At 40.3% G+C, this 23,515-nt stretch carries 22 protein-coding genes; 13 read left to right on the forward strand and 9 right to left on the reverse strand.

The features are described 5' to 3' along the window. Positions 1–9: 9 nt before the first annotated feature. Positions 10–153: a hypothetical protein gene (locus U2718_RS29090; protein ID WP_342000864.1), complete on the reverse strand. Its 144-nt coding sequence runs from the start codon at positions 151–153 to the stop codon at positions 10–12. On the opposite strand from U2718_RS29090, the gene U2718_RS29095 reads away from it, so the two are divergent. Further along, on the forward strand, positions 152–352 hold the full coding sequence (locus U2718_RS29095) for a type II toxin-antitoxin system VapB family antitoxin (protein WP_342000866.1): 201 nt from the start codon (positions 152–154) through the stop codon (positions 350–352). The genes U2718_RS29090 and U2718_RS29095 overlap by 2 nt on opposite strands. Next, entirely contained in the window at positions 349–750 is a 402-nt protein-coding gene (locus U2718_RS29100; protein WP_342000868.1) for a PIN domain-containing protein, read from the forward strand. The genes U2718_RS29095 and U2718_RS29100 overlap by 4 nt, the downstream gene beginning before the upstream one ends. Before the next feature lie 40 nt (positions 751–790). Here U2718_RS29100 and U2718_RS29105 read toward each other — a convergent pair whose 3' ends face one another. The 5 genes from U2718_RS29105 to U2718_RS29125 form a co-directional block, all read right to left on the reverse strand. Then, on the reverse strand, positions 791–1,024 hold the full coding sequence (locus U2718_RS29105; protein ID WP_342000870.1) for a DUF2281 domain-containing protein: 234 nt from the start codon (positions 1,022–1,024) through the stop codon (positions 791–793). Positions 1,025–1,124: 100 nt separating this feature from the next. Further along, positions 1,125–1,346: a DUF4926 domain-containing protein gene (locus tag U2718_RS29110; protein ID WP_342000872.1), complete on the reverse strand. Its 222-nt coding sequence runs from the start codon at positions 1,344–1,346 to the stop codon at positions 1,125–1,127. A gap of 23 nt (positions 1,347–1,369) precedes the next feature. Beyond that, positions 1,370–1,882 carry a transposase gene (locus U2718_RS29115; RefSeq protein ID WP_342000874.1) on the reverse strand — a complete coding sequence of 171 codons (513 nt, stop codon included), beginning with the start codon at positions 1,880–1,882 and terminating at the stop codon, positions 1,370–1,372. A 563-nt stretch (positions 1,883–2,445) separates the two neighbouring features. Then, on the reverse strand, positions 2,446–3,687 hold the full coding sequence (locus tag U2718_RS29120) for a restriction endonuclease subunit S (RefSeq protein WP_342000876.1): 1,242 nt from the start codon (positions 3,685–3,687) through the stop codon (positions 2,446–2,448). Next, positions 3,677–5,296, reverse strand: coding sequence for a class I SAM-dependent DNA methyltransferase (locus tag U2718_RS29125; RefSeq protein WP_342000878.1), 1,620 nt, complete (start codon positions 5,294–5,296; stop codon positions 3,677–3,679). The genes U2718_RS29120 and U2718_RS29125 overlap by 11 nt, the downstream gene beginning before the upstream one ends. Positions 5,297–5,440: 144 nt before the next feature. Between U2718_RS29125 and U2718_RS29130 the strand changes: the two genes are divergently transcribed. From U2718_RS29130 to U2718_RS29145, 4 genes are all read left to right on the forward strand, one after another. Next, positions 5,441–5,659 (forward strand): Uma2 family endonuclease, encoded by a 219-nt coding sequence (locus tag U2718_RS29130; RefSeq protein WP_342000880.1) that lies wholly within the window; start codon positions 5,441–5,443, stop codon positions 5,657–5,659. A gap of 168 nt (positions 5,660–5,827) precedes the next feature. Further along, the gene (locus tag U2718_RS29135; RefSeq protein WP_342000881.1) at positions 5,828–6,658 is read left to right on the forward strand and encodes a PD-(D/E)XK nuclease family protein; all 831 of its coding nucleotides are present in this window, start codon (positions 5,828–5,830) and stop codon (positions 6,656–6,658) included. 118 nt (positions 6,659–6,776) lie between these two features. After that, complete coding sequence (locus tag U2718_RS29140) at positions 6,777–7,412, forward strand: GNAT family N-acetyltransferase (RefSeq protein WP_276749943.1); 636 nt, start codon at positions 6,777–6,779, stop codon at positions 7,410–7,412. A gap of 84 nt (positions 7,413–7,496) precedes the next feature. Further along, positions 7,497–9,947: a single-stranded-DNA-specific exonuclease RecJ gene (locus tag U2718_RS29145; protein WP_342000886.1), complete on the forward strand. Its 2,451-nt coding sequence runs from the start codon at positions 7,497–7,499 to the stop codon at positions 9,945–9,947. 177 nt (positions 9,948–10,124) lie between these two features. Here U2718_RS29145 and U2718_RS29150 read toward each other — a convergent pair whose 3' ends face one another. Further along, a complete protein-coding gene (locus U2718_RS29150) occupies positions 10,125–10,853 on the reverse strand; it encodes a YdcF family protein (RefSeq protein WP_342000888.1) in 729 nt (242 codons plus the stop codon). 305 nt (positions 10,854–11,158) lie between these two features. Here U2718_RS29150 and ctpB point away from each other — a divergent pair, with 305 nt between their 5' ends. The 4 genes from ctpB (at position 11,159) to U2718_RS29170 (ending at position 15,572) form a co-directional block, all read left to right on the forward strand. Continuing rightward, positions 11,159–12,499: a carboxyl-terminal processing protease CtpB gene (gene ctpB / locus U2718_RS29155; protein ID WP_342000890.1), complete on the forward strand. Its 1,341-nt coding sequence runs from the start codon at positions 11,159–11,161 to the stop codon at positions 12,497–12,499. Positions 12,500–12,626: 127 nt separating this feature from the next. Then, entirely contained in the window at positions 12,627–13,592 is a 966-nt protein-coding gene (locus U2718_RS29160) for a glycosyltransferase (protein WP_342000893.1), read from the forward strand. Positions 13,593–14,002: 410 nt separating this feature from the next. Then, on the forward strand, positions 14,003–14,692 hold the full coding sequence (locus tag U2718_RS29165) for a GAF domain-containing protein (RefSeq protein WP_342000895.1): 690 nt from the start codon (positions 14,003–14,005) through the stop codon (positions 14,690–14,692). Between the two features lie 184 nt (positions 14,693–14,876). Beyond that, entirely contained in the window at positions 14,877–15,572 is a 696-nt protein-coding gene (locus U2718_RS29170) for a response regulator transcription factor (RefSeq protein ID WP_342000897.1), read from the forward strand. A gap of 562 nt (positions 15,573–16,134) precedes the next feature. Here U2718_RS29170 and U2718_RS29175 read toward each other — a convergent pair. Continuing rightward, complete coding sequence (locus U2718_RS29175; protein WP_342000899.1) at positions 16,135–16,413, reverse strand: Npun_R1517 family heterocyst differentiation transcriptional regulator; 279 nt, start codon at positions 16,411–16,413, stop codon at positions 16,135–16,137. Between the two features lie 1,313 nt (positions 16,414–17,726). On the opposite strand from U2718_RS29175, the gene U2718_RS29180 reads away from it, so the two are divergent. Then, positions 17,727–18,080, forward strand: a complete 354-nt coding sequence (locus U2718_RS29180; protein ID WP_342000901.1) for an NAD(P)H-quinone oxidoreductase subunit M — start codon at positions 17,727–17,729, stop codon at positions 18,078–18,080. Between the two features lie 546 nt (positions 18,081–18,626). Here U2718_RS29180 and U2718_RS29185 read toward each other — a convergent pair. After that, on the reverse strand, positions 18,627–18,899 hold the full coding sequence (locus tag U2718_RS29185) for a hypothetical protein (protein ID WP_342000903.1): 273 nt from the start codon (positions 18,897–18,899) through the stop codon (positions 18,627–18,629). Between the two features lie 456 nt (positions 18,900–19,355). Between U2718_RS29185 and U2718_RS29190 the strand changes: the two genes are divergently transcribed. Together U2718_RS29190 and U2718_RS29195 are read left to right on the forward strand one after the other, a co-directional pair. Beyond that, positions 19,356–21,692, forward strand: a complete 2,337-nt coding sequence (locus U2718_RS29190; protein ID WP_342000905.1) for a PP2C family protein-serine/threonine phosphatase — start codon at positions 19,356–19,358, stop codon at positions 21,690–21,692. Positions 21,693–21,847: 155 nt separating this feature from the next. Next, positions 21,848–23,422: a CHAT domain-containing protein gene (locus U2718_RS29195; protein WP_342000906.1), complete on the forward strand. Its 1,575-nt coding sequence runs from the start codon at positions 21,848–21,850 to the stop codon at positions 23,420–23,422. Positions 23,423–23,515 lie beyond the last annotated feature (93 nt).

The following is a 23,515-nucleotide window of genomic DNA, read 5'->3' on the forward strand; positions in this document are numbered from 1 at the left end:
TTTTTTGAATTAATATTGCTGAGAGATAAATAGCATCACTATGTAGAAAGGGTGATAGAAAAAGTTGCGATCGCCCAGCAAACTCAGAATTTGAATCACCGCAGAGGCATACCTATCTTTTTTATAATTACAGTCAGAGTGTGCTAACAACATGACAATTTATCTTCAAATTGATGAAGCCTTGATCCAAGAAGCTTTAGCTCTTGGCAATCAACAATCTGAACGTGATGTAGTTGAACAAGCATTACGTGAGTATGTGCAACGTCGCAAGCAACTGAAAGTGCTAGACTTATTCGGGACGATTGATTATGACGAAGATTACGACTACAAACAACAGCGGCATAAGCAATGAAAGTAGTTGTAGACACGTCTGTTTGGTCTATTGCGTTACGACGGAATACTTCTTCAGAAGTAATGCCTGTTGTCAATCAGTTGCGTGACTTGATTGTTGACGGTCAAGTCGTTTTATTGGGCGCTGTACGACAGGAGATACTTTCAGGAATTCGTCATACTGAACAGTTTACCAGGCTAAGAAATTACTTGCGTGCCTTTCCTGATTTGGAGCTAACAATTGAAGACTATGAGTTGGCTGCTGAGTTTTACAACACTTGCCGTACAAATGGTATCCAAGGAGCAAACACTGATTTTTTACTTTGTGCTGTAGCCCATCGTCGTAACTGGTGCATTATGACAACTGATAATGATTTTGAGAATTTTCAAGCGTATATACCCGTTACTTTATTGGGATAAGTAAAAATATACAGCAACGTATTCAGCACAATTGAACTCATCACTCGATATCTTCGGGAAAATGCCCCCACATCTCATGTTTAGCTTCGGTAATGTCATCTTCAGTGAGATCGACTTGGAGATCTGCCCATAATCCCCGCAGATTACGGTGCGTTTTTGGAGACATTCGCATTTTTAAGAATTCAACGAAATCAAGGACTTCTTGTTGTTTTTCGATTGGTAATTCCTGTAAAGCTATTAAAACTGCTTGTTGGATACTAGCTGTATTTTGCATGGGTATCTCTTTAATATCGATAAGTTTATCCTACCGCCCATAGCAGACATTCGGTCTTAATTTAAGGGATATTAAACTATATTTTTGTGTCATATCTTTGTTATTTTTGTACTAGAATTTCATCTTGAATAGGATTGTAATGTAGTACCATCAGTTGACTTTCAGTAAGAGTTTCTGTTGCATAAGCACGACCTGTTTTATCGCTAAATTCAATTTCAAAAACACCTAGTTCGTATTCTTCAACAATTGTTCCCACTTGACCGCGATATAAGCCTAATTCTGGTAAATCTTCTAAAAGTGCAACAACATCTAATAGTTTCATGAATTGACACTCGCTGGTATAATTTAAGTATTATTTGATTCTTGATCTTGTGTCCAAGTTTGGGGATTATTAATAATATATTTTTTAATTTGGTTTAATTCTTCTTCATCACGAATGATACGTTCGTAATAGTTCCTTTGCCATAATGGCATACCTGGTTGATGACGAGATTTATTGATTTGTCGTGCTGAAAATGTTTTGAAGCCACGAATAATTTCAGGTATTCCTGTTTTTTTGTTATTAATAGCTTCATCAATACCTATATTTTCGTTGATAATAATAATTCCATGAAAATGATTTGGCATCACTACAAATTCATCCAATTGGATATGAGAATAATATTTTTCTAAACTACACCAATGAAATTGAACAATTTTACCAAAATGATTTAATTGCATTTGCTCATCAATAATTTCGCCAAAAATACATTCTTTTTGATGAGTGCAAATAGTAATGAAATATGCTCCTGGTTGTGAATAATCATACCCTTTTAATCGAATAGAGCGGCGATGATGAATATTGGGATTATATTTCATAATTAAAATGTGCAAAATAGAATTATTGCTCGATACCATGAGAAATCACCGTAGGGGCGGGTTTGGTGGCGAATTTATCGGTATCAACGATAATCATTGAACAAAACCCGCCCCTACATCTAATTGAGATAATTGATAATTATTGAACAAATCACCGTAAGGGCGGGTTTAGTGGCGAATTTATCGGTATCAACGATAATCATTGAACAAAACCCGCCCCTACATCTAATTAAGATAATTGATAATTATTGAACAAATCACCGTAAGGGCGGGTTTGGTGGCGAATTTATCGGTATCAACGATAATCATTGAACAAAACCCGCCCCTACATCTAATTGAGATAATTGATAATTATTGAACAAATCACCGTAAGGGCGGGTTTGGTGGCGAATTTATCGGTATCAACGATAATCATTGAACAAAACCCGCCCCTACATCACATTATGTTGATGATCGCATTCAAATAAATATCGCACCCAATAAATACATTAAAATAATTCATATAATTGATATAATCTATATATCAAAAACGCGATCGCACAATTGATTTAATCTAATTTATTTCACGCGGCTTCTCCCACGATTTTTTCGGCTTCCCTAACGCGGATTTCGCCGGACATTAATTTGGGGAGAAGAGTATCGCGGATGACGGAAAGAGTTCGAGATTGTTCTATATTTACATCAACTTGTTTTGAAAGTATAGAAATAAGCTCATGAAAAGCTTTTTGTAATGCATAATCAGACACAAGAATTTTTGTCATATAAGCCAAGTTACGATTTAATCCTGGTACAGCTGAATCTGCTCCTAAAGAAGCTAAATCTATGTTTGATAAAGCATGGAATAAATAATGAAGACTACGTATTTCACTTTTAGGTATTACATAAAAAGTAGTATCAATAGGATAAAAATCTTTGGATACCCAAGTTACAACTCCAGGATTACCTTTACGTCCAACAACAATGCCAAAATCTTTTACAAGCACTTGATTGTGCCAGCCAATTTGACCATTAGAACCATAGACTGGTACATCTCCAGGCTGTCTATCTTCTGCTTTTAACGCTTTTCCATAAGCAAATTCACAAATGTCACCAATAGTTTTTACATTCCACCCCTTCGGAATCATCCCCAACGGTGAATCTTCAAAAGAATCAGGAAATAACTCAGCCGTTGCCGCATCCATCCCTGCTGGCTGTCTGCCCTCCATCTTGGCGCGAACAGGATCAAAATCCACAAACCAGGATTTAAAGATTGCCCTTGCTTGTGCTTCCAGCGTGCGGTTCATCTGCTGGTTCAGTTGGATTTTATCGTCGAGTGAGGAGAGGATACGGGCGATCGCTTTTTGCTCTTGAAATGGCGGTAGAAAAAATTCGTATCGTTTTAAGGCGTTAGTAGGAACACGTTGACGACCTGATGTTCCTTCCATCATGGCGATCGCAAAATCTCTAAATTCATTAGAACGAGTTAAATAATAAATAAAAAGGCTATCAGTAACACCAGCTTTTCCAGTTAGAACGATAAATTCTGTAGAACCGTGCGCTACTTCTCCATCTTCTAAAAAATCAACAAAAGCAGTTTTTCCATTTTCAAGGCATGGAGTAATTCGAGCTAACAAAATATCATTGTTGGAGAATCGAGAACCTGAACCTGTAAATTGCCTATATCCATAATTGCTGATAGTGCGAGTAAATGGTTTCAGGTCTTCCATTGCAACATAAGCAGACTCTTTACCACGTTGCAACTGACGGGTTGGATTAATATTCACTACAGAGTCAAAGCTGACTTGCTGCCATCGATCAATATCCATACGTCAACCCTCGCAGATTCTCTCTAATTTCTGCCTCCAACCTTGCCGACTCCTGAAACTGCACCTCTAATTTCTCGATAAGGTGCTGCATCTTCTCTTCAAATGGTTCATCATCATCTTCTGTTTCCTCAGCCCCAACATAGCGCCCTGGTGTCAATACATACCCGTGACTCTTTATCTCCTCCAAGGTGGCACTTTTACAGAAACCAGGTATATCTTCGTAAGTGCGGGTTTTGTTTATAATTGGTCGATCTGTCTTTTCATCCTCGGCTAAACCCGCCTCTCCTCGCCACGCATGATAGGTGTTGGCAATGCGGGTTATCTCTTCCTCTGTCAGTTCTCGATGCACGCGATCAACTAGAAAACCCATCTTCCGCGCATCAATAAACAGGATTTCTCCTTGACGATTCCGTAAGGGCGGGCTTGGAAACCCGCCCCTACCGTTCTTCTTGCTTCTAGTCAAAAACCACAGACAAGCAGGAATCTGAGTGTTGTAGAATAACTGCCCTGGCAAAGCTACCATGCAATCTACCAAGTCTGCTTCGATAATGGCTTTGCGGATCTCCCCTTCCCCTGATTGATTGGAACTCATCGAACCATTCGCCAAGACAAAGCTAGCAATACCTATAGGGGCTAGGTGATAAACCATGTGTTGCATCCAAGCGTAGTTAGCGTTGCCTTTTGGCGGGATACCATATTGCCAGCGCCCATCTTCCCGTAGATGTTCGCCGCCCCAATCGCTAACGTTGAAAGGAGGATTAGCAAGGATATAATCTGCTTTCAAGTCTTTGTGCTGATCGTTATGGAAACTGTCGGCATGATGCGCCCCCAAATTTCCTTCGATACCCCGAATCGCCAAGTTCATCTTGCATAGCTTCCAGGTGGTGGGGTTGGATTCTTGCCCGTAAATGGAAATATCTCCAATTCTTCCGCCGTGTGCCAAGACAAACTTTTCTGACTGCACAAACATTCCGCCTGAACCGCAACAGGGATCGTATACGCGCCCTTTATAGGGTTTGAGCATGGATACCATCACCTCAACGACACAACGCGGTGTGTAAAATTGTCCTCCCAACTTACCTTCGTCACTGGCAAACTTACCCAAGAAATATTCATAGACGCGCCCCAAAATATCCTGAGAACGGTTGTCTTTGTCTCCCAGCCCGATTGTGCCGATCAGATCGATGAGTTCTCCTAGCAAGCGCTTATCTAGTGAAGGTTTGCCGTATTCCTTGGGCAGTACCCCTTTCAAAGACGGGTTTTCCTTCTCTATCGCACTCATGCCGTCATCAATCAGCTTGCCGATTTCTGGAGTCTTGGCTTGACTTTGCAGAAACGCCCACCGCGCCTCTTTCGGAACGTAAAAAATATTTTCTGCCGTGTATTCATCCCGATCTTCAGGATCGGCTAATTCATCGGCGGTTAGCTTGGCGTAGTGTTCGCCAAAAGCATCGGAAATGTACTTGAGGAAAACCAAACCGAGAACAATATGCTTATATTCTGCCGCATCCATGTGACCGCGTAGCTTATCGGCAGCTTGCCACAGTTTTTCCTCAAAACCCAGTTTTGTACCGTTTGCGTTCTGTTTCGCCGTTTTCTTTTTTTCCAAGGAAATCCTCCACCAGCCAAAGGTTAAGCAAATAGCTTCCTGTGCGCTTAAGATTCCCAAATTCGACGAAATTGTTAATATTCTTCCAAAAACTATTTTTGAGATTTAGAAAAATAGAATCTAATCAGTTCAAAACACAAAAATTTGTATATTTTAGTTATAAAAACAATGACTAATACCCTGGCTACGTCTGAACCTGAAGCCGATATTGTTGTGGTTTGCATAGATCCAAATGAATATAGCGATCGCCATCCCAGTCCCAACGAAATTCTACTACTTATTGAAGTTTCTTATTCAAATTTAGAAATTGACTGCTCAGAAAAAGTCCCTGTTTATGCCAGAGCTAATATTTCTGACTACTGAATTCTAGATATAGTGAAACACCAAACATATAATTGCCGTAATCCCAGTCAGTCAGGTTATGAATCAAAAATTATTCTCAACACAGATGCAACTGTGATACCTTTAGCTTTCCCAAACCTTGCAATTCCTTTGTCAGAGTTATTTCTTCCGCTTCGCTAACCTAAAAGTATGCTATCCACTCAACCTCAACTAATGCGACTTTCCCAGGGACAACTTAATCTCTTAGAACGTTGTCCCCGCCAATTCCAACACACCTATCTAGAACAACTTCATTCTCCTGCCAATCCAGAACGCGAAAAACACCAAACCTTGGGGAGTCGCTTTCACTTGTTGATGCAGCAGCGAGAAATGGGTTTATCAATTGATGGTTTCTTGCAAGCAGATCCACAACTGCAAACTTGGATGACAGCTTTTGCCAGTGCCGCGCCAGAAATTTTATTGCCTGTTGTCGATAGTCAAATTTTTCGTGAAAGCGAACACTATCGCACACTGCAAGTTAAAAATTATTTACTGACAGTTGTGTACGATTTATTAATAGCAGATAACCAGCAAGCACAAATTTTTGATTGGAAAACTTATCCCAAACTACCAAATAAACGCAAATTAGAACAAAATTGGCAAACACGTCTATATACTTACGTATTAGCTGAAACCAGCGATTATCTACCAGAAAATATTTCCATGACTTACTGGTTTGTCCAGTCTGAAGGTAAGCCGCAAAGTATTAAATTTAGTTATAGTACTGCTCAACACGAGAAAACAGCTAAGAAACTTACACAATTATTAAGTAAATTAAACCAATGGCTAGAACGTTACCACCAGGGAGAAGATTTTCCGCAAGTACCAGAGGGTAACAAAGCTTGCGAGTATTGCCAGTTTGCAACGAGATGCGATCGCGATCGCACCAATTCTGAACTGACATCTGTGACAAATTCTTCTCCCAATGCAGTGAACCTTAACCTACTGAATCTCGCTAACATTCAAGAAGTATCACTGTAAAGGGACTAAGGACTGGGGACAAATCAATTAAAAATTAAAAATGTAAAATTAAAAATTTTTACTTTTTAATTTTCTAGCTCCTAGCCCCTAGCCTCTAACCCCTAATCCCTACTATTTTATGCTTCCACAAGAATTTGATGCGGTTTATGTCCGCGAATTAGGAATTGACGATATAGCCCCCGTTTATCATTTAGGAGAAGAATTATTTACTAGTGATTTATATCCCTATCTATACCGTTGCTGGGATGAGTGGGAGGTGATTGGGCTTTACAATACCGATCCAGAATACTGCCTTGTTGCCGAAATCGACGGGCAATTAGCAGGATTTATTTTAGGAACTATTATTACTAAGGCTTCTTGGACTTACGGATATATTCTATGGTTAGGAGTCAGTCCCAGATTCCAGCGTCGCCGAGTAGGAGACAAACTTGTTGATACAGTCATCGCCCGCATGATTGAAGATGGGGCGAGATTCATGTTAGTAGACACCGATCCAGAAAATGATTCAGCAGTCAAGTTTTTTACCCGCAAAGGTTTTGGTAATATTCGCCAGCATATTTTCTTGTCGATGAATCTAAGCAGACATGAGCATTATGGCAGACTCATTGATTACGAGCGCCAAAAAGCTGAAAGGGCTGGTTATAAACGCTCTCGCCCAATCCGCACTCGCAAACCCGAAGGCGTTGCTAGTGAAGTTGCCCTCAATGCCTTAATCAGTGAATCTCACATCACTGATGAACAAACGCCTGTTTAGTTGGTAATAGCTAATAGTTAATTGTTAATAGTTAATTGTTCATTGCTATTAACCATTAACCATTAACCCTTAACCATTAACTATATGCAGTGGATTCTTGCATCAGATGAAAAACCACCGGAGTGGTTCTTACAAGCGATTAAGCAGTATACACCTACATCAAGCGGCTATTTTGCGGCGCAGTTGTTATGGCAGCGAGGCATACGAGATGCTTCGCAGCTAACGGCTTTTGTCAATCCAAAAGCTTATCAACCAGCAAGCCCATTTGAGTTTGGGCAAGAAATGCAACTGGCGGTGGAACGGTTGCAAAGGGCATGGAAAACTGGTGAAAAAATCGCGATTTGGGGAGACTTCGATGCTGATGGCATTACTTCCACGGCTGTACTGTGGGATGGTTTGGGGCAGTTTTTTGCTCAAAATACGCAGTTAATTTACTACATCCCTAATCGCCTCACTGAATCTCACGGACTTAACTATCAAGGCATTGATAATTTAGCTAAACAAGGCTGCACGTTAATTGTGACTTGCGATACGGGCAGCACAAATATTGATGAAATTATTTATGCTCAACAACTAGGTTTAGATATTATTGTTACAGACCACCACACCCTGCCGCCGCAACGCCCTCCTGTAACTGCCATTATCAACCCCCGCTATTTGCCAAGTGAACATCAATTATTTCATCTTTCTGGAGTGGCAGTCGCTTATAAGTTGGTGGAGGCTTTGTATCAAACCTTGCCAAATGTCCCGCAACAATCTTTAGAAGATTTATTGGATTTAGTAGCTGTGGGACTAATTGCTGATTTAGTACAGTTGAGTGGAGATTGTCGCTATTTGGCACAGTTGGGAATTGAGCGACTGCAAGAAGATTTTAAGCAACCTCCGTCACTGCGGCGGCGTCCGGGAGTAGGGCGATTGTTAGAATTGTGCCAAAAAAGTGGCGATCGCCCCACAGATATTTCCTTTGGTCTTGGCCCACGCATTAATGCCGTTAGCCGCATTCAAGGCGATGCTAGATTCTGCGTAGAATTACTGACTAGCCGCGACCCTAAGCGTGTCAATCAACTGGCAGAAGTTACAGAATTAGCCAACTCTCGCCGCAAGTCCCTACAAAAAGAAGTGGTAGAGCAAGTCAAGCAAAAGCTTAACCAAATGGACTTATCCACTACCAGCGTCATAGTCTTATCAGATTCCCAGTGGGCTGTTGGTGTTTTGGGCTTAGTCGCAGGGCAAGTAGCACAGGAGACAGGAAAACCGACAATTTTGTTGAGTACGGAAACTGACACGGAGACAGAAGAGGACAAGGGGACAAGGAGACAAGGGAGCCAGCGCGTTGCGGAGGTTCCCTCCGTTGTAGCGACTGGCATAGATAAGGAGAAGAATTCTTCTCCCACTCCCACACTCCCCCCCTCCCCCCCTCCTCTTCTCGCTCGTGGTTCTGCCCGCTCCATCAACTCAGTCGATTTATACCAACTGGTGAAAAACCAAGCCCATCTTTTGCATCGCTTCGGCGGACACCCCTATGCAGCAGGTTTAAGTTTACCAGTTGAGAATATTCCTTTATTTACAGAGGCAATTAACCAGCAACTGCGGCAAACTTTGGCAGGTGCAACCCTAACACCAACAATACAAGCAGACTTAGCGGTGTCAGTAGCAGATTTGGGCAAAGAATTATTTTTGGAACTAAAACTGCTAGAACCCTGTGGCATGGGTAATCCTGTGCCAAAGTTACTGCTCCAAAACTGCTGGTTTGAAAATGCTTGGCATCGCAACCAACAAGATTGGCAAGGAAAAAAAGTGCAGTACATTAAAACTGAGTTTGATATTCGGGATAACTCGACAAAAAATCCTTTCCCTGGTGTATGGTGGGGACACTATAAAGATGAATTACCATCGGGGCAATGTGATTGCATCGCAGAGTTGGACTACAATACCTTCAAAAAACGCTACGAAATTCGATTAATTGCTGTACGTCCGAGTGAACAATTTGCACGAGTAACTCAACCAGCTATACCAATCTTGGACTGGCGCAATATTCCTACTTTTCCCCTCACTCACTCTCACCCACTCCTCCTCAAAGAATGCCCTACAAGCTGGGATGATTTACGGGCATGGTTGAGGCGATCGCTTCACAATCAGCAACCTTTGGCGATCGCATGGTCGAAACCCGAACGCCAACCGCCAGAGCAAATTTGGCTAACGCTTGTAGGAATTGCCAAATATCTCAGCCGTACTAATCAATTAGTCAAGCGTGTTCAACTTTTACAGAAATTAGGAATAAGCAACTCTAGCTTGCATTTGGGATTCCAAGCCCTAAAATATCTAGGTTTTACAGTCCAACGACAAGACCTTTATTTGCAAATCAGCCAAGATACAAAGACTGATTCAACTCTTGCAGAGGCTGCCATTGCCCAATTTTTAGCCGCTGTCCGTGAAGAACAATTTCAGCGCCAATATTTTGCTGACGTGCCTTTATCGACAATTTTAGCGATCGCTATTCAGTCTAATTTCAAGCAAGGTAGTTTTACATTTTGAAATACTCTAATATCCTTGAGAATAATCCTCAATGTTTTTAAACAATTTGACTTGATGAAAATTATTACTCTTTTTTGTTGGTTCTAGTATTAGTTAGTCGTTCGTGCTCTGCAGACATTAAAGGCATACTGTGTATTGAGGAAAGACTACTATAATTTCTCAATTTCTAATCTTGAATCACTCACTACTTTTGATTCTATTATCACTTTGTAACTTTAAATTTCCCTGCCGTTCACAGCGAAAACCCTGACGCTGCCAAGCTTCCATATCCACATCTTCTAATCTTTTTACTTCCAAGCATTGAGGCTGAATAATCTGACTTAGCCCTGCCCACAAAAAGCTGCGAGTCATATCTAGTCCAGTTTTCAGCCAAAATTCTCTATTACCAGGAATTCCACGCTCTTGGACAATTTCTGTTTCCATCCAAATTCCATGTGCACCAAAAAGAATCTGTCCTAGCCACTTAGCTCGTGGTAAGTGTGTTGGAGAAGTAATTAACATGACTTTATGCACATTCCAGCGACGCAAAATAGGGATACCATAGTAAAAATTATCAAAAGTTGAATTAGCGCACTGCTCCAAAGTTACATTATTCATTGGAGCTAATTCCTTTTGAAAAATTAGCCAAACGCAGGGTTCTGCCGAACCCTGAGAAATTAAAATTTGAGTTTGTGGGTAGTGTTTTGTTAATTTGGCAACATAAATTTCCCTACGAATACTACCACCAAGTACAAATAAGGCATCTACTGGCTTGGAAGATGCTGAAACTAACGTTATAGTGATAAACACTGGCCAAATGCTAAGGAGAAGACTCAGCCAAATAGCTATTTTTCGTAAAAATCCCCACCTTTTACCTACTAGGATTTTACGAAGGTGAACTTGACTACCTTGAACTTTACGGTTCATGACGGATTTATATAAAATTTAAGTTCCTGAAACTTCTTAATCTTTAGAATTAAGTTAGCCTAGTAAAATCTACTATTAGGTAATAATGAGTGCAAATTTAGCACTGATGAAAGTGCTATATAAATACAGTAAGCTGACTTGCAAGTTAACGAAGACAAGTAAACTTCTTGAAAGTTGACGCAGTATTTTCAGGACTCTTTAAAGGAAAAAAATGAAAAAAGTTATAGCTCAGTAGGAAAACTTATAAATTTCTAAAAAGCTTGATTGCTACATTGTCAACAACACAATTATTCCAGCTAATATACATGAAACAATCTACAAAACGTTACTCGCTGCTGCAAGTAGCTTTGGTTGGAGGAGCGATCGCTTCCACAGCTACTTTATCCGTATTTGGAACAGTTTGGTGTCGTTCTGTTCGTGCAGCACTACAAGATAGCCCTAAACAAGTAGTTGACCAAGTATGGCAACTGGTAAATCGTGAATATGTAGATGGTTCGTTTAACAAAAAAAATTGGCAGGCAATAAGGCTCAATCTCTTGAGCAAAGAATATACTTCCCGCGAACAAGCTTACGTCGCTATTCGCGAAGCTTTACAACAGTTAAACGATCCGTACACTCGGTTTATGGATCCTAAACAGTTTGAAGCCCTGACTAGCCAAACATCTGGAGAAGTCTCTGGTATTGGCATCAGGATGGAAATGAATGAAAAAACCAAGCGATTAACAGTTGTAGAAGCTTTAGAAAATTCGCCAGCAATCAAAGCGGGAGTCAAGCCTGGAGATGAGATTGTGGCGATTAATGGTAAATCCACCCTACAAATGAAAATCGAAGATGCTTCCAAGTTGATTCGAGGTAGGGCGGGTACAATTATAACCTTGCGCTTGCAAAGGGATGGGCAAAATGCTTTTGACTTAAAGCTGACACGGGCAACCATAGAAGTGCCTACGGTGCGTTACGCTCTCAAGCAAGAAGGTAATCGCCGTGTTGGTTATATCCGCTTACGAGAATTCAGCGGACATGCTGCCGATCAAATGCGACGAGCTATCCGCGATTTAAATAGTAAACAAGTCAATGGCTTTGTCTTGGATTTGCGCGGCAATCCTGGTGGTTTATTGCAAGCGAGTATTGAAATTGCCCGGATGTGGTTAAATGACGGCCCCATCGTTCGTACAGTAGATCGAAAAGGTGCTAGCGATCAAACAAAAGCAAATCAAACTGCTTTAACTAACCGCCCCCTTGTCGTACTTGTGGATAACAACTCAGCTAGTGCCAGCGAAATCCTAGCAGGCGCACTCAAGGATAATAAACGAGCGACAGTCATTGGCACTCAAACCTTTGGCAAAGCCTTAGTACAATCAGTACATGAATTAGCAGATGGTTCTGGTGTAGCAATCACCATCGCCCATTATTACACTCCTCAAGGAACGGATATTAGTCATAAAGGAATTGCGCCTGATATAAAACTAGACTTAACAGAGGAGCAACAGCGTCAGTTAGCCTCTAACCCAGATTTATTAGGAACTCAAAACGACCCTCATTATACCCGTGCTTTGGCAATTCTCTCTAGCAATCACTTTGCCAAGCCTTTACAAAATCAACCATCTCAAAAACCAATCAGCGCTCGCGCTAATGATTTGCGATTTTAAATTCGTTCAGGATTAAGAATTGGGAATACTAAAAACGAAATATTAGTTAGTGGTTAGCGGTTAGTAAAAAATTCTACTAAACATTAACTACTAGCTACTAATCATCCCAAATCTAAGACTTGAACTTATGAATGAACCAGTTCATGCAACCACCAGTGACGCCTTTTTACCAAAGGTATCACTGGTTATTCCTATTTATAACGGTGAAGCTGATTTACCAGAGTTGATTAATTGCCTGCTAGCTCAAACTTATCCAAATCAACAACTGGAATATTTGCTGATAGACAATAACAGTAGCGATCGCACATCTGTGATCTTGCAAGAAATTGCTGAAAATTTTTCCTCACTCATTCGCATAGAGAGTGAAAACCAAATTCAAAGCTCCTACGCCGCTCGCAACAAAGGTGTTCGTGCTGCCACTGGCGAAATCATCGCCTTTACTGATGCTGACTGTCGCCCACAGCCAAAATGGTTAGAATCATTAATTGCGCCTTTTATTAATCTTGATATAGCGATCGTTGCCGGTGAAATTAGGGCACTACCCCCAAACAACTTACTAGAACAATTTGCCGCTCGCCAAGAAACTCTATCGCAAAAACATACTCTCACCCATAAGTTTTGTCCGTACGGTCAAACTGCAAATTTAGCAATCCGACGACAAGCACTGCAAAAAGCAGGTTTATTTCGTCCCTATCTTGATTCTGGTGGCGACGCTGATATCTGTTGGCGAATTCAACAAGAAAATATTGGGCGTTTGGAATTTGCTCCTGAAGCGATCGTGCAGCATCGCCACCGCAACACACTTAAAGAATTAGAAAGTCAATGGCGACGCTACGGGCGTTCTAACCGCTATTTGCATGAGTTATACGGCGTGGAGTTAATGCGGGACATTACACTTAAAGAATACGGTTATCGGTCAGCGCGTTGGTTATTAAAGGAATTACCAAAACATAGCATCAAAATTTTGGCTGGCACAGCCTCACTAGCAGACTTATTAAATACTCCTATTGGTTTGTTTACTGCTATGGCTCGTGCTACCGGACAAAGGGAAGCCAAAATACCAGAAACAGCAAAGATAATTGAAATGCTGTGATAATTTCTAACTTCTCACTACCAAATATTATATGAGTGGATTTTTACAGTAGGGTGTGTTACGGCTATGCAAGAATATGAGAGTTTAAGAGAATGAGAAATAGCCGTAACACACTGCATAATCTTGGTGCGTTACTACTACTAAGTACTATCTACAATCACACACCCTACATGTTTTTCAAAAATCAAATATGAGTCCTATAGAAGTTGAATAAGATAATTGCAAAATCGTTACTTGTAGCTATCATTCTTCCAATGGAGTAGTGACCAAATACACATTCATTCAAAGCTATAATGTTCAGTCTGATAACGATATTATGATTGCCATACCTCGTCAATTTCTAAAAAAGCTATAATTTTCAGCAATGTCATAACCATTTCAAACTCTATATTTACTGAGGTTAAGTACTAATGTTCTGGGCAGATCATGTTGGTTTACAAAGATTCTATAAAGGTTGGAAGGTATTGATAGGTCAGAAACCGAGTGATGGAAAAACACGACTGACTCTATCCCTACAAAAGGAGCTAGAGTGGGTAAAAGAGTATTTGTCTGTAGATACCGTCACGTTTTTGATACCTGTCCAAAACCATCAGCAGTTAGCTGTGTACGCCACAATCGGACTGGAGGAAGAGATAGTACAGCAAATCCGTATTCCCATTGGGAAAGGTTTTGCCGGTCAAATTGCCGCAACCATGAAACCAATGACAGTGAATAACTTATCGGAAGTAGAGGTGATCAGCCCAATTTTGCGCAACAAGGATCTTAAATCTCTTGTCGGTATACCGATACCGATAAAAAAGGGTATGATTGGAGTGCTGCATATTGGTACTTATCAGTCTCATCAATTTACTGAGTACGATTTGCAGCAATTGCAACTTGTTGCGCATCGTATCAGTTGGATGATCAACGATTCAGGAGTGTTAAATTTTGAATACACTCACCCTCATCAAGAAGAACATTGCTTGAAAACAATTGGCTGCAATCTTCGCCAGTTCTTCTCGTCAGGTTACCATATTTTAAGAAGGCAGGTAGCAACAATCGTAGCCCGTGCTCAAATCTGTCTCCACTCTAAACAAGGAAAATTTCAATTTCATCATTAGTAAAAGATTATATACAAAATTTAGAAACCAACAATACAGGGGTTGTAGAATACCCCCTGTTGATATCAAAACTTTATAAAAATTTACTCCCAAGTATTTAAATCAAAGTTAAGCTCATTTGCTTTCACAATAGGCTGCTTATTTTCGCTAAATTTAAATAAATGATGAACAAAGGAAATTTTAGATGTCAGCACAACTGTTACTGGTAGATGATGAACCGGGATTGCGTGAAGCAGTGAAAGATTATCTACAAGAAAGCGGTTTCAGCGTTCAAGTTGCCAGTAACGCTCGCGAAGGCTGGGAATTGATGCAACAAAGTATGCCTGACCTTGTGATTTCTGACATCATGATGCCTCAGGTGGATGGTTATCAGTTCCTCAAGCAATTGCGCGAAGATCCTCGTTTCCAGGTACTGCCAGTGGTTTTTCTGACGGCTAAAGGCATGACAACTGATCGCATCCAAGGTTATCAAGCCGGAGTTGATGCTTATTTGCCCAAACCCTTCGATCCTGATGAATTAGTGGCAATAGTTGAAAACTTGCTCGCTCGCCGCGCTACTAAAACTCAAACTGCGATCGAAGAGGGCGAAACACCCGATATTGCCGATTTAGCGAATCAAATTGCTCAAATTAAGGCACTATTAACTCAAAAAAATGCGCTAGCTCAATCTCCACCACCTTTCACAATAGACTTGACCCCTAGAGAACAAAGTGTTTTAAATTTGGTAGCAGAAGGGTTAATGAATAAAGAAATAGCCAGGCGATTGGACACTAGTGTTCGCAACGTTGAAAAGTATGTCAGCCGCTTGTTTAGTAAAACTGGTACAAATAGCCGTACTGAACTGGTTCGTTTTGCCCTCGAACACGGTCTTGCCAAATAAAGTATTTTGTTTTGTCAATTATATTTTATGTGGCTTCTAACCACAACACTATTCACAATTGTGGTGGTTAGAAACCGCACTTGAGATCATAATGGGAAACCACTACCACTGTAACTATCCCACCTTCTTTAGATATTAATATCTATATAAGTTGAAATTGATAGTTCAAGAGCTGACTCGGTATGATTTAGCAGTTCACCATCCACAAGTCAGATTTAAAATCCCAAGTTTTGAGAACTGTGGCACCCTTAGTTTTGACTCAGCAAAACAGAAATCCGTCAAATAAGTAAAATCTGTAAGCAAAATTGTTAATAGCTAATACCTCGACAAATAGTAAAGAAGAGGGCTGGTTCTAGTAGATACCTGGAAATATAATTTCAAAATCTGAAACCTTTGAAAAACAATAAGCGCGGCACACTAAGCTTGAAAACACCTATCCATCATACAAAGGTGAAGGCTACTGTCTTGTTGAGAGAGTGGATAAGCTGGTAAGCAAACCCAAAAATAATTGCTACCTACTAGTTAAAAGTTACACCACTGCTAGCAATTACAACTTTCATCATTAAGTATTTTCATTAGAATTTCGCAGGCGCATTAATTGGCGTCGCATTTGTGGTGAAGCTTTAAGCTCTGAAATTTCTTGCGCTTTTACAGAGGCTTGTAGGGTTTCTAAAAAGTCATCAGAACCTTCAGTTAAAGCATCGAGTAGCACTTGTAACAATTGCTCGCGATCGCCCAATAAACTTTTTTCTTCTATTAATCGGAACTTCAGATGTATTTCACACTCATAAACACCTACTTCGATATTATTTATTTGACGTGGTAAGGCTTTAGAGTTCATAGCTGTTAGGATTCCTTTACTTTATAGTGATTGGGGTGAGAGAGCTATACCTACAAGCAAAAAATCTTTATGTTTTTTTCAGAACTAAAATATTTGAATTAACCCTCTGTTTTAGAGAAACAAAATTTGTATCTCATTTTTTCTCTCCTGCGTATTTTTTATAGCTAAACTTTACTACTGTCAAGTTTCTTGTCAAGGCTCAAATATTGCAGCACCTTGCTGTGGTTGAATCAAGCCATAACTATTATTCAGTTTTTAAGATTGTATACAATAAAGTTTCTGTAAGAACTAGTTCTAGCTTTTTAAAGGTTTTTACATCAACTTTATCTCCACGTCAATAACAGTTTGAGTTTTTACTGAAAATTTAGTATTTTTACGTAAGTAAAATCGCTGATTTTCTCTACATTCATGAAAGCCAGACGTTATTGTGCCTAAATTACGTAAAATTACTGGATGTACGAAATTTTCATTCTTACCAGATAAACAAGATTGATAGACATAGTTAGCAAAAACTAAAATTCTTTTTGGGAAGACAATTATAGACATGATTTTAATGATTCGCCAAGTATCTTACTTTAATTCATTACCAATTGCAGAAGTCGAGTATAAATATGCATTAGCATTTACATAGGTAGAATTCCTTGCTGCTAAAGCAAAAAGCAATTTTTTTGTTCATCATCAAAGATAAAAATTTGTCGGAGGAAAAACATTTGCCATTATGGCTAGCACAACCCTCCATAAACTATTCACGCCTGATGCGAACAAAGTTACTATATACTCAGAACTTGATAGGTGGACAAGCCAATCATAAGAGTACACAAGTGCGCATCCGGCTCGTACTGCTGTCCTTTTTATCGATGTAGAGCCTCAACAGCAGTTTCTTGCTTTTCTGCCATGGCATGGCTTCACAGAGGAGCCAGTCAATCTTAACAACTAAATTAATCAATAGGTTAATCACACATTTAGTTTGGCAAGACATAAAATTTCAACCCCACAAACGAGACAAATTGACAATTGACGTAGGAAGAATAATTGCCTATGCTGACAAAAAAGGCATTCCCACTTCTGTTTAGGGGTTTTGGCGACCATCTTAGCTAAAGATTCGAGGAGATTCAAGCTCACCAAAAGCATCTGCAATAATTTTCAGCGTAAAGATTTTGTTTCATGTCAATCCTCAATAGGGATTAAAATAGAACTATTCCCAACCAAAAAGTAAAACCCCGATCAGTATTAGGCTGCCCGTAGCATTACGTGAGTGTTTGCTTGTATTCTATTCAAACAAGAAACTGCGATAACCCCAATTTGACACTGTTATGGACGACAACCCAATGCTCCTCAAGTCCACAACCCGACACATCCGTATTTTTGCGGCTGAACTAGATCGGGATGGCGAGTTGGTTCCCAGTAATCAGGTTTTAACGTTGGATGTTGACCCAGACAACGAATTTATCTGGAATGAAGATGCTTTACAAAAGGTTTATCACAAATTTGATGAACTGGTAGAGGCATCTAGTGGTGCAGACCTAATAGACTATAATTTACGCCGCATAGGCTCTGAGTTGGAGCATTTTATGCGATCGCTTCTGCAAAAAGGCGAAATTAGCTACAATCTTGCTTCCCGCGTCACAAATTATAGTATGGGACTTCCTCAAGTCGCACCTGAGTAAGATCTCAACACTTATCAGTTAGGAGTTGTAAGTAATGACTTTATCAACTCCTAAATTTCTTAATAAAACTTAATAAATTTAATTTCTAATGAATATGGCTAGTGTTCAGTTTTGCAAAAAACCATCTGGGTGACATAGTAACTTTAATAACTTACAAAAATAAAGACAAGATGAATTTAAGAAAAGTTTTGTCTACACCTATTTAACCTAGCTGTCAACAACTAGCTCAGAGCAGATACAACATCCAAAGACAAAACGCTAACTCAAACTATTGAGAAATGTAGCGATTGCTGATACAACATATAAATTAACAAAAACAGTACTAGAGTTTTCCAATCAAATTTGGGTTTTGATTTAGATTCAGAGTACTGTTTTGACTCAGTAATTAGAACCTCAGCCAAAACAAAAGCTTGGCTGAGACTTGCTTGTGATCTACGGACTAATGAATCAGAACTAAAACCGATACCATCATGAGTGATGCTTTGAGAAAATTTTAATTTTTATTTCTACCTCTTCATCTCTAAGCATTAATTTCCACTCACTCTTTTACCACCACTGCCGATTTCCTTCTTCATCAACTCGTGCTTCTCGAATCACGTCTGATATTTCTTCAGCATCTTTAACATGATGTAACGCTTTTTTTTCACCATCCGGCTCTTCTACAACAAAGTAAGTCGGTACCTCAATTTGATCGCCTGTGATATCGGGGGCATTTACCGCTTGTTGCTGGGATTTTTCTTCGATTGTTTGTGGCTGTTCAGAGATTACATCACCAGGATTGGCGGTGCGATGAATTTTTTTTTCTTTGTTATCTTCCATTACACTTTCACAGATGAGATATGTTAAATTTGCAGTTAAAGTAGCAGGCAAAATAAACTTAATACTTTGGCAATAACACATTGCGACAAAGTGAAGACTAGCTATTTAGCTGTCTTCATCAGTTTATTGGCACCTACCTACTTACAAACTAAAAGAAATAACAGTACATTCTCTTCTTTCTATAGGGGTAATTATTCTAAAAAATCTCATTATGGTAACCTTTATGGATTGATAGCTGGTTGTGAATTGAGCCGGTCTGGTGGTGGAGTAGCCCATAGAGGAAACTTCAGGTGGACTGAGGACATTGTTTAGACCGACCTTAGCACCTAGCTTCTTTTGCAAGTTAAAATCATGATCCAAAGTTGGATAGATCTAGATTAAGTAAACATCAGCGGTTGAGAGTACCGCTGCCAGTAATGTTGAAGAAATTGCCAATTGCAGATCGGTGGGAAAACTATGGAAAATGATGCGGCTACGCTCTACTGCCCAAATGAAAATTGTCAGGCTCTCAATCCTCTTACCCACAACTTCTGCCAGCGATGCTCTACACCCTTACCTAAACGCTTCCTTTGGGCTGTCACAGATGGATTGAACTTGGGTCAAAGGGGAGATGTATTAGATGATCGCTATTTAGTCATAAATAGATCTATTGTTTTAGATACCAAACCTGGTTATTTACCTCAAACACCAGATCCAGAAAAATTACAAGCTATTAGACCTTATTTAAGACTATTTTCCTACCGCTTGTATATACCGCAGGTATACGGAGTATTGCCACTTTTTGATGGGCAGCAAGAACGAGAAATACTACTTTTAGAAAAATCTCCAATTAAAATTACAGACGTTACAGCCTTAAGTGAAGTAGATTTGTATAGCGAATTTACCTCTGCTTGGTGTGATGCTACATCCATGCGCCAACTAAATTGGCTTTGGCAGATAGCCCATCTGTGGCAACCCCTTGTCAGTGAAGGCGTTGGTTCTAGCTTGTTGAACTCCCAATTATTGAGAGTGGAAGGATCATTAATTCGGTTGCTAGAATTACCATCACCTCAAGATTTTGTCCCAAGCTTATCTCAATTAGGCGAATTTTGGCAACAATTGCAGCCAGGAGCAAAACCAGCGATCACCGAGTTTTTTGGCGAAATTTGTCGTTATTTAATTGACAAAGAGATACAAGCCCCAGAGCAGTTAATTAGAGTTTTAGATAAAGGACTGGCAGAACTAGGGCAAGCCCAATCTCCCAAAATTACAATTGCGACTAAAAGCGACACAGGGCCAAGTCGCCAACGTAACGAAGATGCCTGTTATCCTCACAGCGGTAGCATCATTACTAAACCACCCCAAACTTGTGCTTTGACAATAGTTTGTGATGGCATCGGTGGACATGAAGGTGGAAATGTAGCATCAAATTTAGCAATCGAAACTATTCAACACCAGGTACAGGAACTGACTAAAGTTCCTTACGACCATATAGATCCTATTCTCCTATTAGAAGACTTACAGCGGGCAGCTGCTGTTGCTAACGATAAAATCAGCCAGCGCAACGACAGTGAAAGTCGGCAGGGACGCCAACGGATGGGAACAACCCTAGTGATGGCTTTACCCGTTGGGCATGAAATTTATATTGCTCATGTTGGCGATAGTCGTGCTTATTGGATCACACCTTACGGTTGCTATCAAGTTACCCTCGATGACGATGTCGCCTCCCGTGAAGTACGCTTAGGCTATGCAATTTACCGAGATGCCGTGCAACAGGGTGCTTCCGGTTCCTTAGTACAAGCGTTGGGTATGAGTCCTAGCAGTTCATTGCATCCCTCTGCCGAGCGTTTTATTCTTGATGAAGATTGTATTTTCCTGCTGTGTTCTGATGGTTTGAGTGACTTTGACCGTGTCGAACAGTATTGGGATACAGAAATTTTACCGCTCCTGCAAGCAAAGACTGACATAGCAAGTATTACAGAGCGATTGATAGAAATAGCAAACACCGTCAATGGACATGATAATGTCACTGTTTCTTTAGTACACTATCAAGTTCAGTACTCTGAACCAGAAACCAAGTTAGCAAAAGTCTTGCCTGAGTTTTTTAGCATCTCACCAGTGACCAAGGCTTCGTCTCAAACTCTACAAGTTAAGCCAGACGGTTTTAGCTACAACCAAAAAACTCAAGTAATTCCCGATACTGCACCTAGTAAGCGTTCTCAAGTACCACTACAGTTAGTTATTCTTTCAGTTTTAGTTATCCTTGGTGGTTTTGTGGGATACTTGTTGCGCCAAGGAGGATTTTTAAAGGGGAAAGTTCCTGACGCTCCACCAATTACCAGCACTAATCCTCCTCCTGTTACTGTCACGACGCCACCACCTGTGACAAGCGATCGCGCCGGGCTAATTCAAACTGCAAATGAAATATCATTTACTACAATTGACTCGTCTTCAAAATCGGTAATTGTCCCAGCTGGTAGTGTGTTGCAGATTCTCAATGACACTCAACAAACAAATCCAAAATCTTGGGTGTACTTGCGAGTCTGCTCTGTGGGAGAAGGAGTAACTCTATCTACAAATCCATCCAATCCCCTATCAACTCCCATTGCTAAAAAACCTATAGTAAAGCAGGGACAAGAAGTCAGGATGCAATTAGCCGAGTTTAATTCATTGCCCAATATTTCTACACCCGCACCTAAAATTAATCAATGCCTAGCAAGTAATACTGCTGTCACTTCTGGAGAAGAGCCATCAGCTGTGGAGTCTACTTCTACACTTGTACCTGAGAATAAAGTTCCAACATCAAGATACTAATGCCGTTAACAGCAGTGAGTCAAAAATCGATAAACTAGTAAAAGCCCGAATTAGTACAAGTAAAAGCCAGCATCAGTAACTTAAAAAAAGCAAATTGTTGTCTCATAAAATAATTATTTGTGATTTAAAATTTTTCATCTTACGCTTTTTATGTAATGAATCCATCTCTGAACTTGGCGATTTCCCATCTTGTCAATACTGGCCCTGACAATTTCGCTATTTGCGTTTTTGAAGCTCCTTATCCTAGTGGTCGTGTGATTCATGATTGCGTTTGGCATCCGGGCTTAACTCATGCATGGCAAGAGTGGCAGCAGATGTTTGCTCTTCATAGTCGCTTAGACATTGCTTTTGGAGTAACATCTCAAACCCAAAATATGCCCCCAAACGAGTTACCTCCTCTTACTTCTGGTCAGACAACCAATTACACCAGTCGTCTGATGCAATATTTAGGCATGAGTCTGTGGCGCTGGGTATTCGACGGGCCGATTTTGGGGTGTCTGGAACGCAGTTCCGGGATCGCTATGGGTCAGAACACACGTTTGCGTTTTCGATTAGAAATTCGCGATCCAAGGTTAATAGCTTTGCCTTGGGAAATTATGCAACGCGAAGCTGGTCAGTCAGCAATGTCACTGTCCCAAAACATTTTATTTAGTCGTACTACCAGCGAAGTTGAACCTCTGCCGCGTTTGCGACTTGATCGCGATTTAAATATTTTGCTTGTTTTGGGAGAAAATGAAAACCTCCAGCTAGACAAAGAAGCTGCGATTTTAGAACAAACCCTTGCTACTGGCTCTGGAGTTGGCAGTAATTTCCAGGGATACGCACTTTGTACTGTTAAGACACTTTTGCAACCAACCCCACAGCAGTTAATTAAAGAGCTAGAAACAAAAGCTTACAATATATTCTTTTACGCTGGTCATGGTTTACCAGGACCAGATGGAGGATATCTGTTTTTGCGACCCGAAATGCGTCTTAATGGCATGGAATTAGCACAAGTGTTATCCCATACTGGTGTAAAGCTCGCTGTTTTCAATGCCTGTTGGGGAGCACAACCTGCTGCTGCTCAAGGACAAGCTATACCCTCAAGTAGTTTGGCAGAAGTTTTAATTCGTAATGGTGTGCCTGCTGTTTTGGGAATGCGCGATCAAATCGCTGATCACGAAAGTCATTCCTTTATTCAGTCTTTTGTCCAAGGCTTAAGAAAGCGACTGCCGATAGATCATGCTGTCGCAGAGGCAAGACAACACCTGTTAACAGTTTATAAATTCAACCAACCTGCTTGGACGTTGCCGGTTTTATACCTACATCCAGAATTTGATGGTGAATTGCTCAGGAGCTACGAAGAGGGAATTACGGAACTACCAGAAACTTCTATACCTGGGATTGGTTCTTTGTTTCCTGCTGCCTGGCTAAAGTCGGCTGACAATATTTATACGCTCCAAAGTGGAGTGACTCGGATTGGTCGCACGGCAGATAATGATATCGTCATTCCCGAACCATCCGTGTCTAAACGTCATGCCGAAATATTGTGCCGGAATACTTTCACTGGTGCGACTCCCGTGCGAACCTATTACTTGCAAGAAAAGTCCACCTATGGCACGACTTGGATTTTACGCCCTAATGGTTGGCAGCAAATCCATCGACAGGAAGTGCCTCTAGAACCAGGGATGCAATTAAAGTTTGGTAGTATGAGAAGTCATTGTTGGGAGTTTACAATCGAGGACTCCTAAGTTTTTCAATATTTAGAACGTGTTATTTACAGTTGTAGTATCCAGTAAAAAATATCAGATATATCTAACAAAATTAAATTTCCCGTGCGGAAA

This window comes from Chlorogloeopsis sp. ULAP02, assembly GCF_038404745.2.
GTDB lineage: Bacteria > Cyanobacteriota > Cyanobacteriia > Cyanobacteriales > Nostocaceae > Chlorogloeopsis.

What these genes read in the sequence shown, in the direction of transcription:
- U2718_RS29185 (WP_342000903.1), bottom strand. Translation starts at nt 18,899, where the DNA reads ATGGAAGATAACAAAGAAAAAAAAATTCATCGCACCGCCAATCCTGGT.
- U2718_RS29195 (WP_342000906.1), top strand. Translation starts at nt 21,848, where the DNA reads ATGAATCCATCTCTGAACTTGGCGATTTCCCATCTTGTCAATACTGGC.
- U2718_RS29190 (WP_342000905.1), top strand. Translation starts at nt 19,356, where the DNA reads ATGGAAAATGATGCGGCTACGCTCTACTGCCCAAATGAAAATTGTCAG.
- U2718_RS29110 (WP_342000872.1), bottom strand. Translation starts at nt 1,346, where the DNA reads ATGAAACTATTAGATGTTGTTGCACTTTTAGAAGATTTACCAGAATTA.
- U2718_RS29105 (WP_342000870.1), bottom strand. Translation starts at nt 1,024, where the DNA reads ATGCAAAATACAGCTAGTATCCAACAAGCAGTTTTAATAGCTTTACAG.
- U2718_RS29120 (WP_342000876.1), bottom strand. Translation starts at nt 3,687, where the DNA reads ATGGATATTGATCGATGGCAGCAAGTCAGCTTTGACTCTGTAGTGAAT.
- U2718_RS29180 (WP_342000901.1), top strand. Translation starts at nt 17,727, where the DNA reads ATGGACGACAACCCAATGCTCCTCAAGTCCACAACCCGACACATCCGT.
- U2718_RS29115 (WP_342000874.1), bottom strand. Translation starts at nt 1,882, where the DNA reads ATGAAATATAATCCCAATATTCATCATCGCCGCTCTATTCGATTAAAA.
- U2718_RS29100 (WP_342000868.1), top strand. Translation starts at nt 349, where the DNA reads ATGAAAGTAGTTGTAGACACGTCTGTTTGGTCTATTGCGTTACGACGG.
- U2718_RS29170 (WP_342000897.1), top strand. Translation starts at nt 14,877, where the DNA reads ATGTCAGCACAACTGTTACTGGTAGATGATGAACCGGGATTGCGTGAA.
- U2718_RS29175 (WP_342000899.1), bottom strand. Translation starts at nt 16,413, where the DNA reads ATGAACTCTAAAGCCTTACCACGTCAAATAAATAATATCGAAGTAGGT.
- U2718_RS29165 (WP_342000895.1), top strand. Translation starts at nt 14,003, where the DNA reads ATGTTCTGGGCAGATCATGTTGGTTTACAAAGATTCTATAAAGGTTGG.
- U2718_RS29160 (WP_342000893.1), top strand. Translation starts at nt 12,627, where the DNA reads ATGAATGAACCAGTTCATGCAACCACCAGTGACGCCTTTTTACCAAAG.
- ctpB (WP_342000890.1), top strand. Translation starts at nt 11,159, where the DNA reads ATGAAACAATCTACAAAACGTTACTCGCTGCTGCAAGTAGCTTTGGTT.
- U2718_RS29095 (WP_342000866.1), top strand. Translation starts at nt 152, where the DNA reads ATGACAATTTATCTTCAAATTGATGAAGCCTTGATCCAAGAAGCTTTA.
- U2718_RS29140 (WP_276749943.1), top strand. Translation starts at nt 6,777, where the DNA reads ATGCTTCCACAAGAATTTGATGCGGTTTATGTCCGCGAATTAGGAATT.
- U2718_RS29145 (WP_342000886.1), top strand. Translation starts at nt 7,497, where the DNA reads ATGCAGTGGATTCTTGCATCAGATGAAAAACCACCGGAGTGGTTCTTA.
- U2718_RS29090 (WP_342000864.1), bottom strand. Translation starts at nt 153, where the DNA reads ATGTTGTTAGCACACTCTGACTGTAATTATAAAAAAGATAGGTATGCC.
- U2718_RS29150 (WP_342000888.1), bottom strand. Translation starts at nt 10,853, where the DNA reads ATGAACCGTAAAGTTCAAGGTAGTCAAGTTCACCTTCGTAAAATCCTA.
- U2718_RS29135 (WP_342000881.1), top strand. Translation starts at nt 5,828, where the DNA reads ATGCTATCCACTCAACCTCAACTAATGCGACTTTCCCAGGGACAACTT.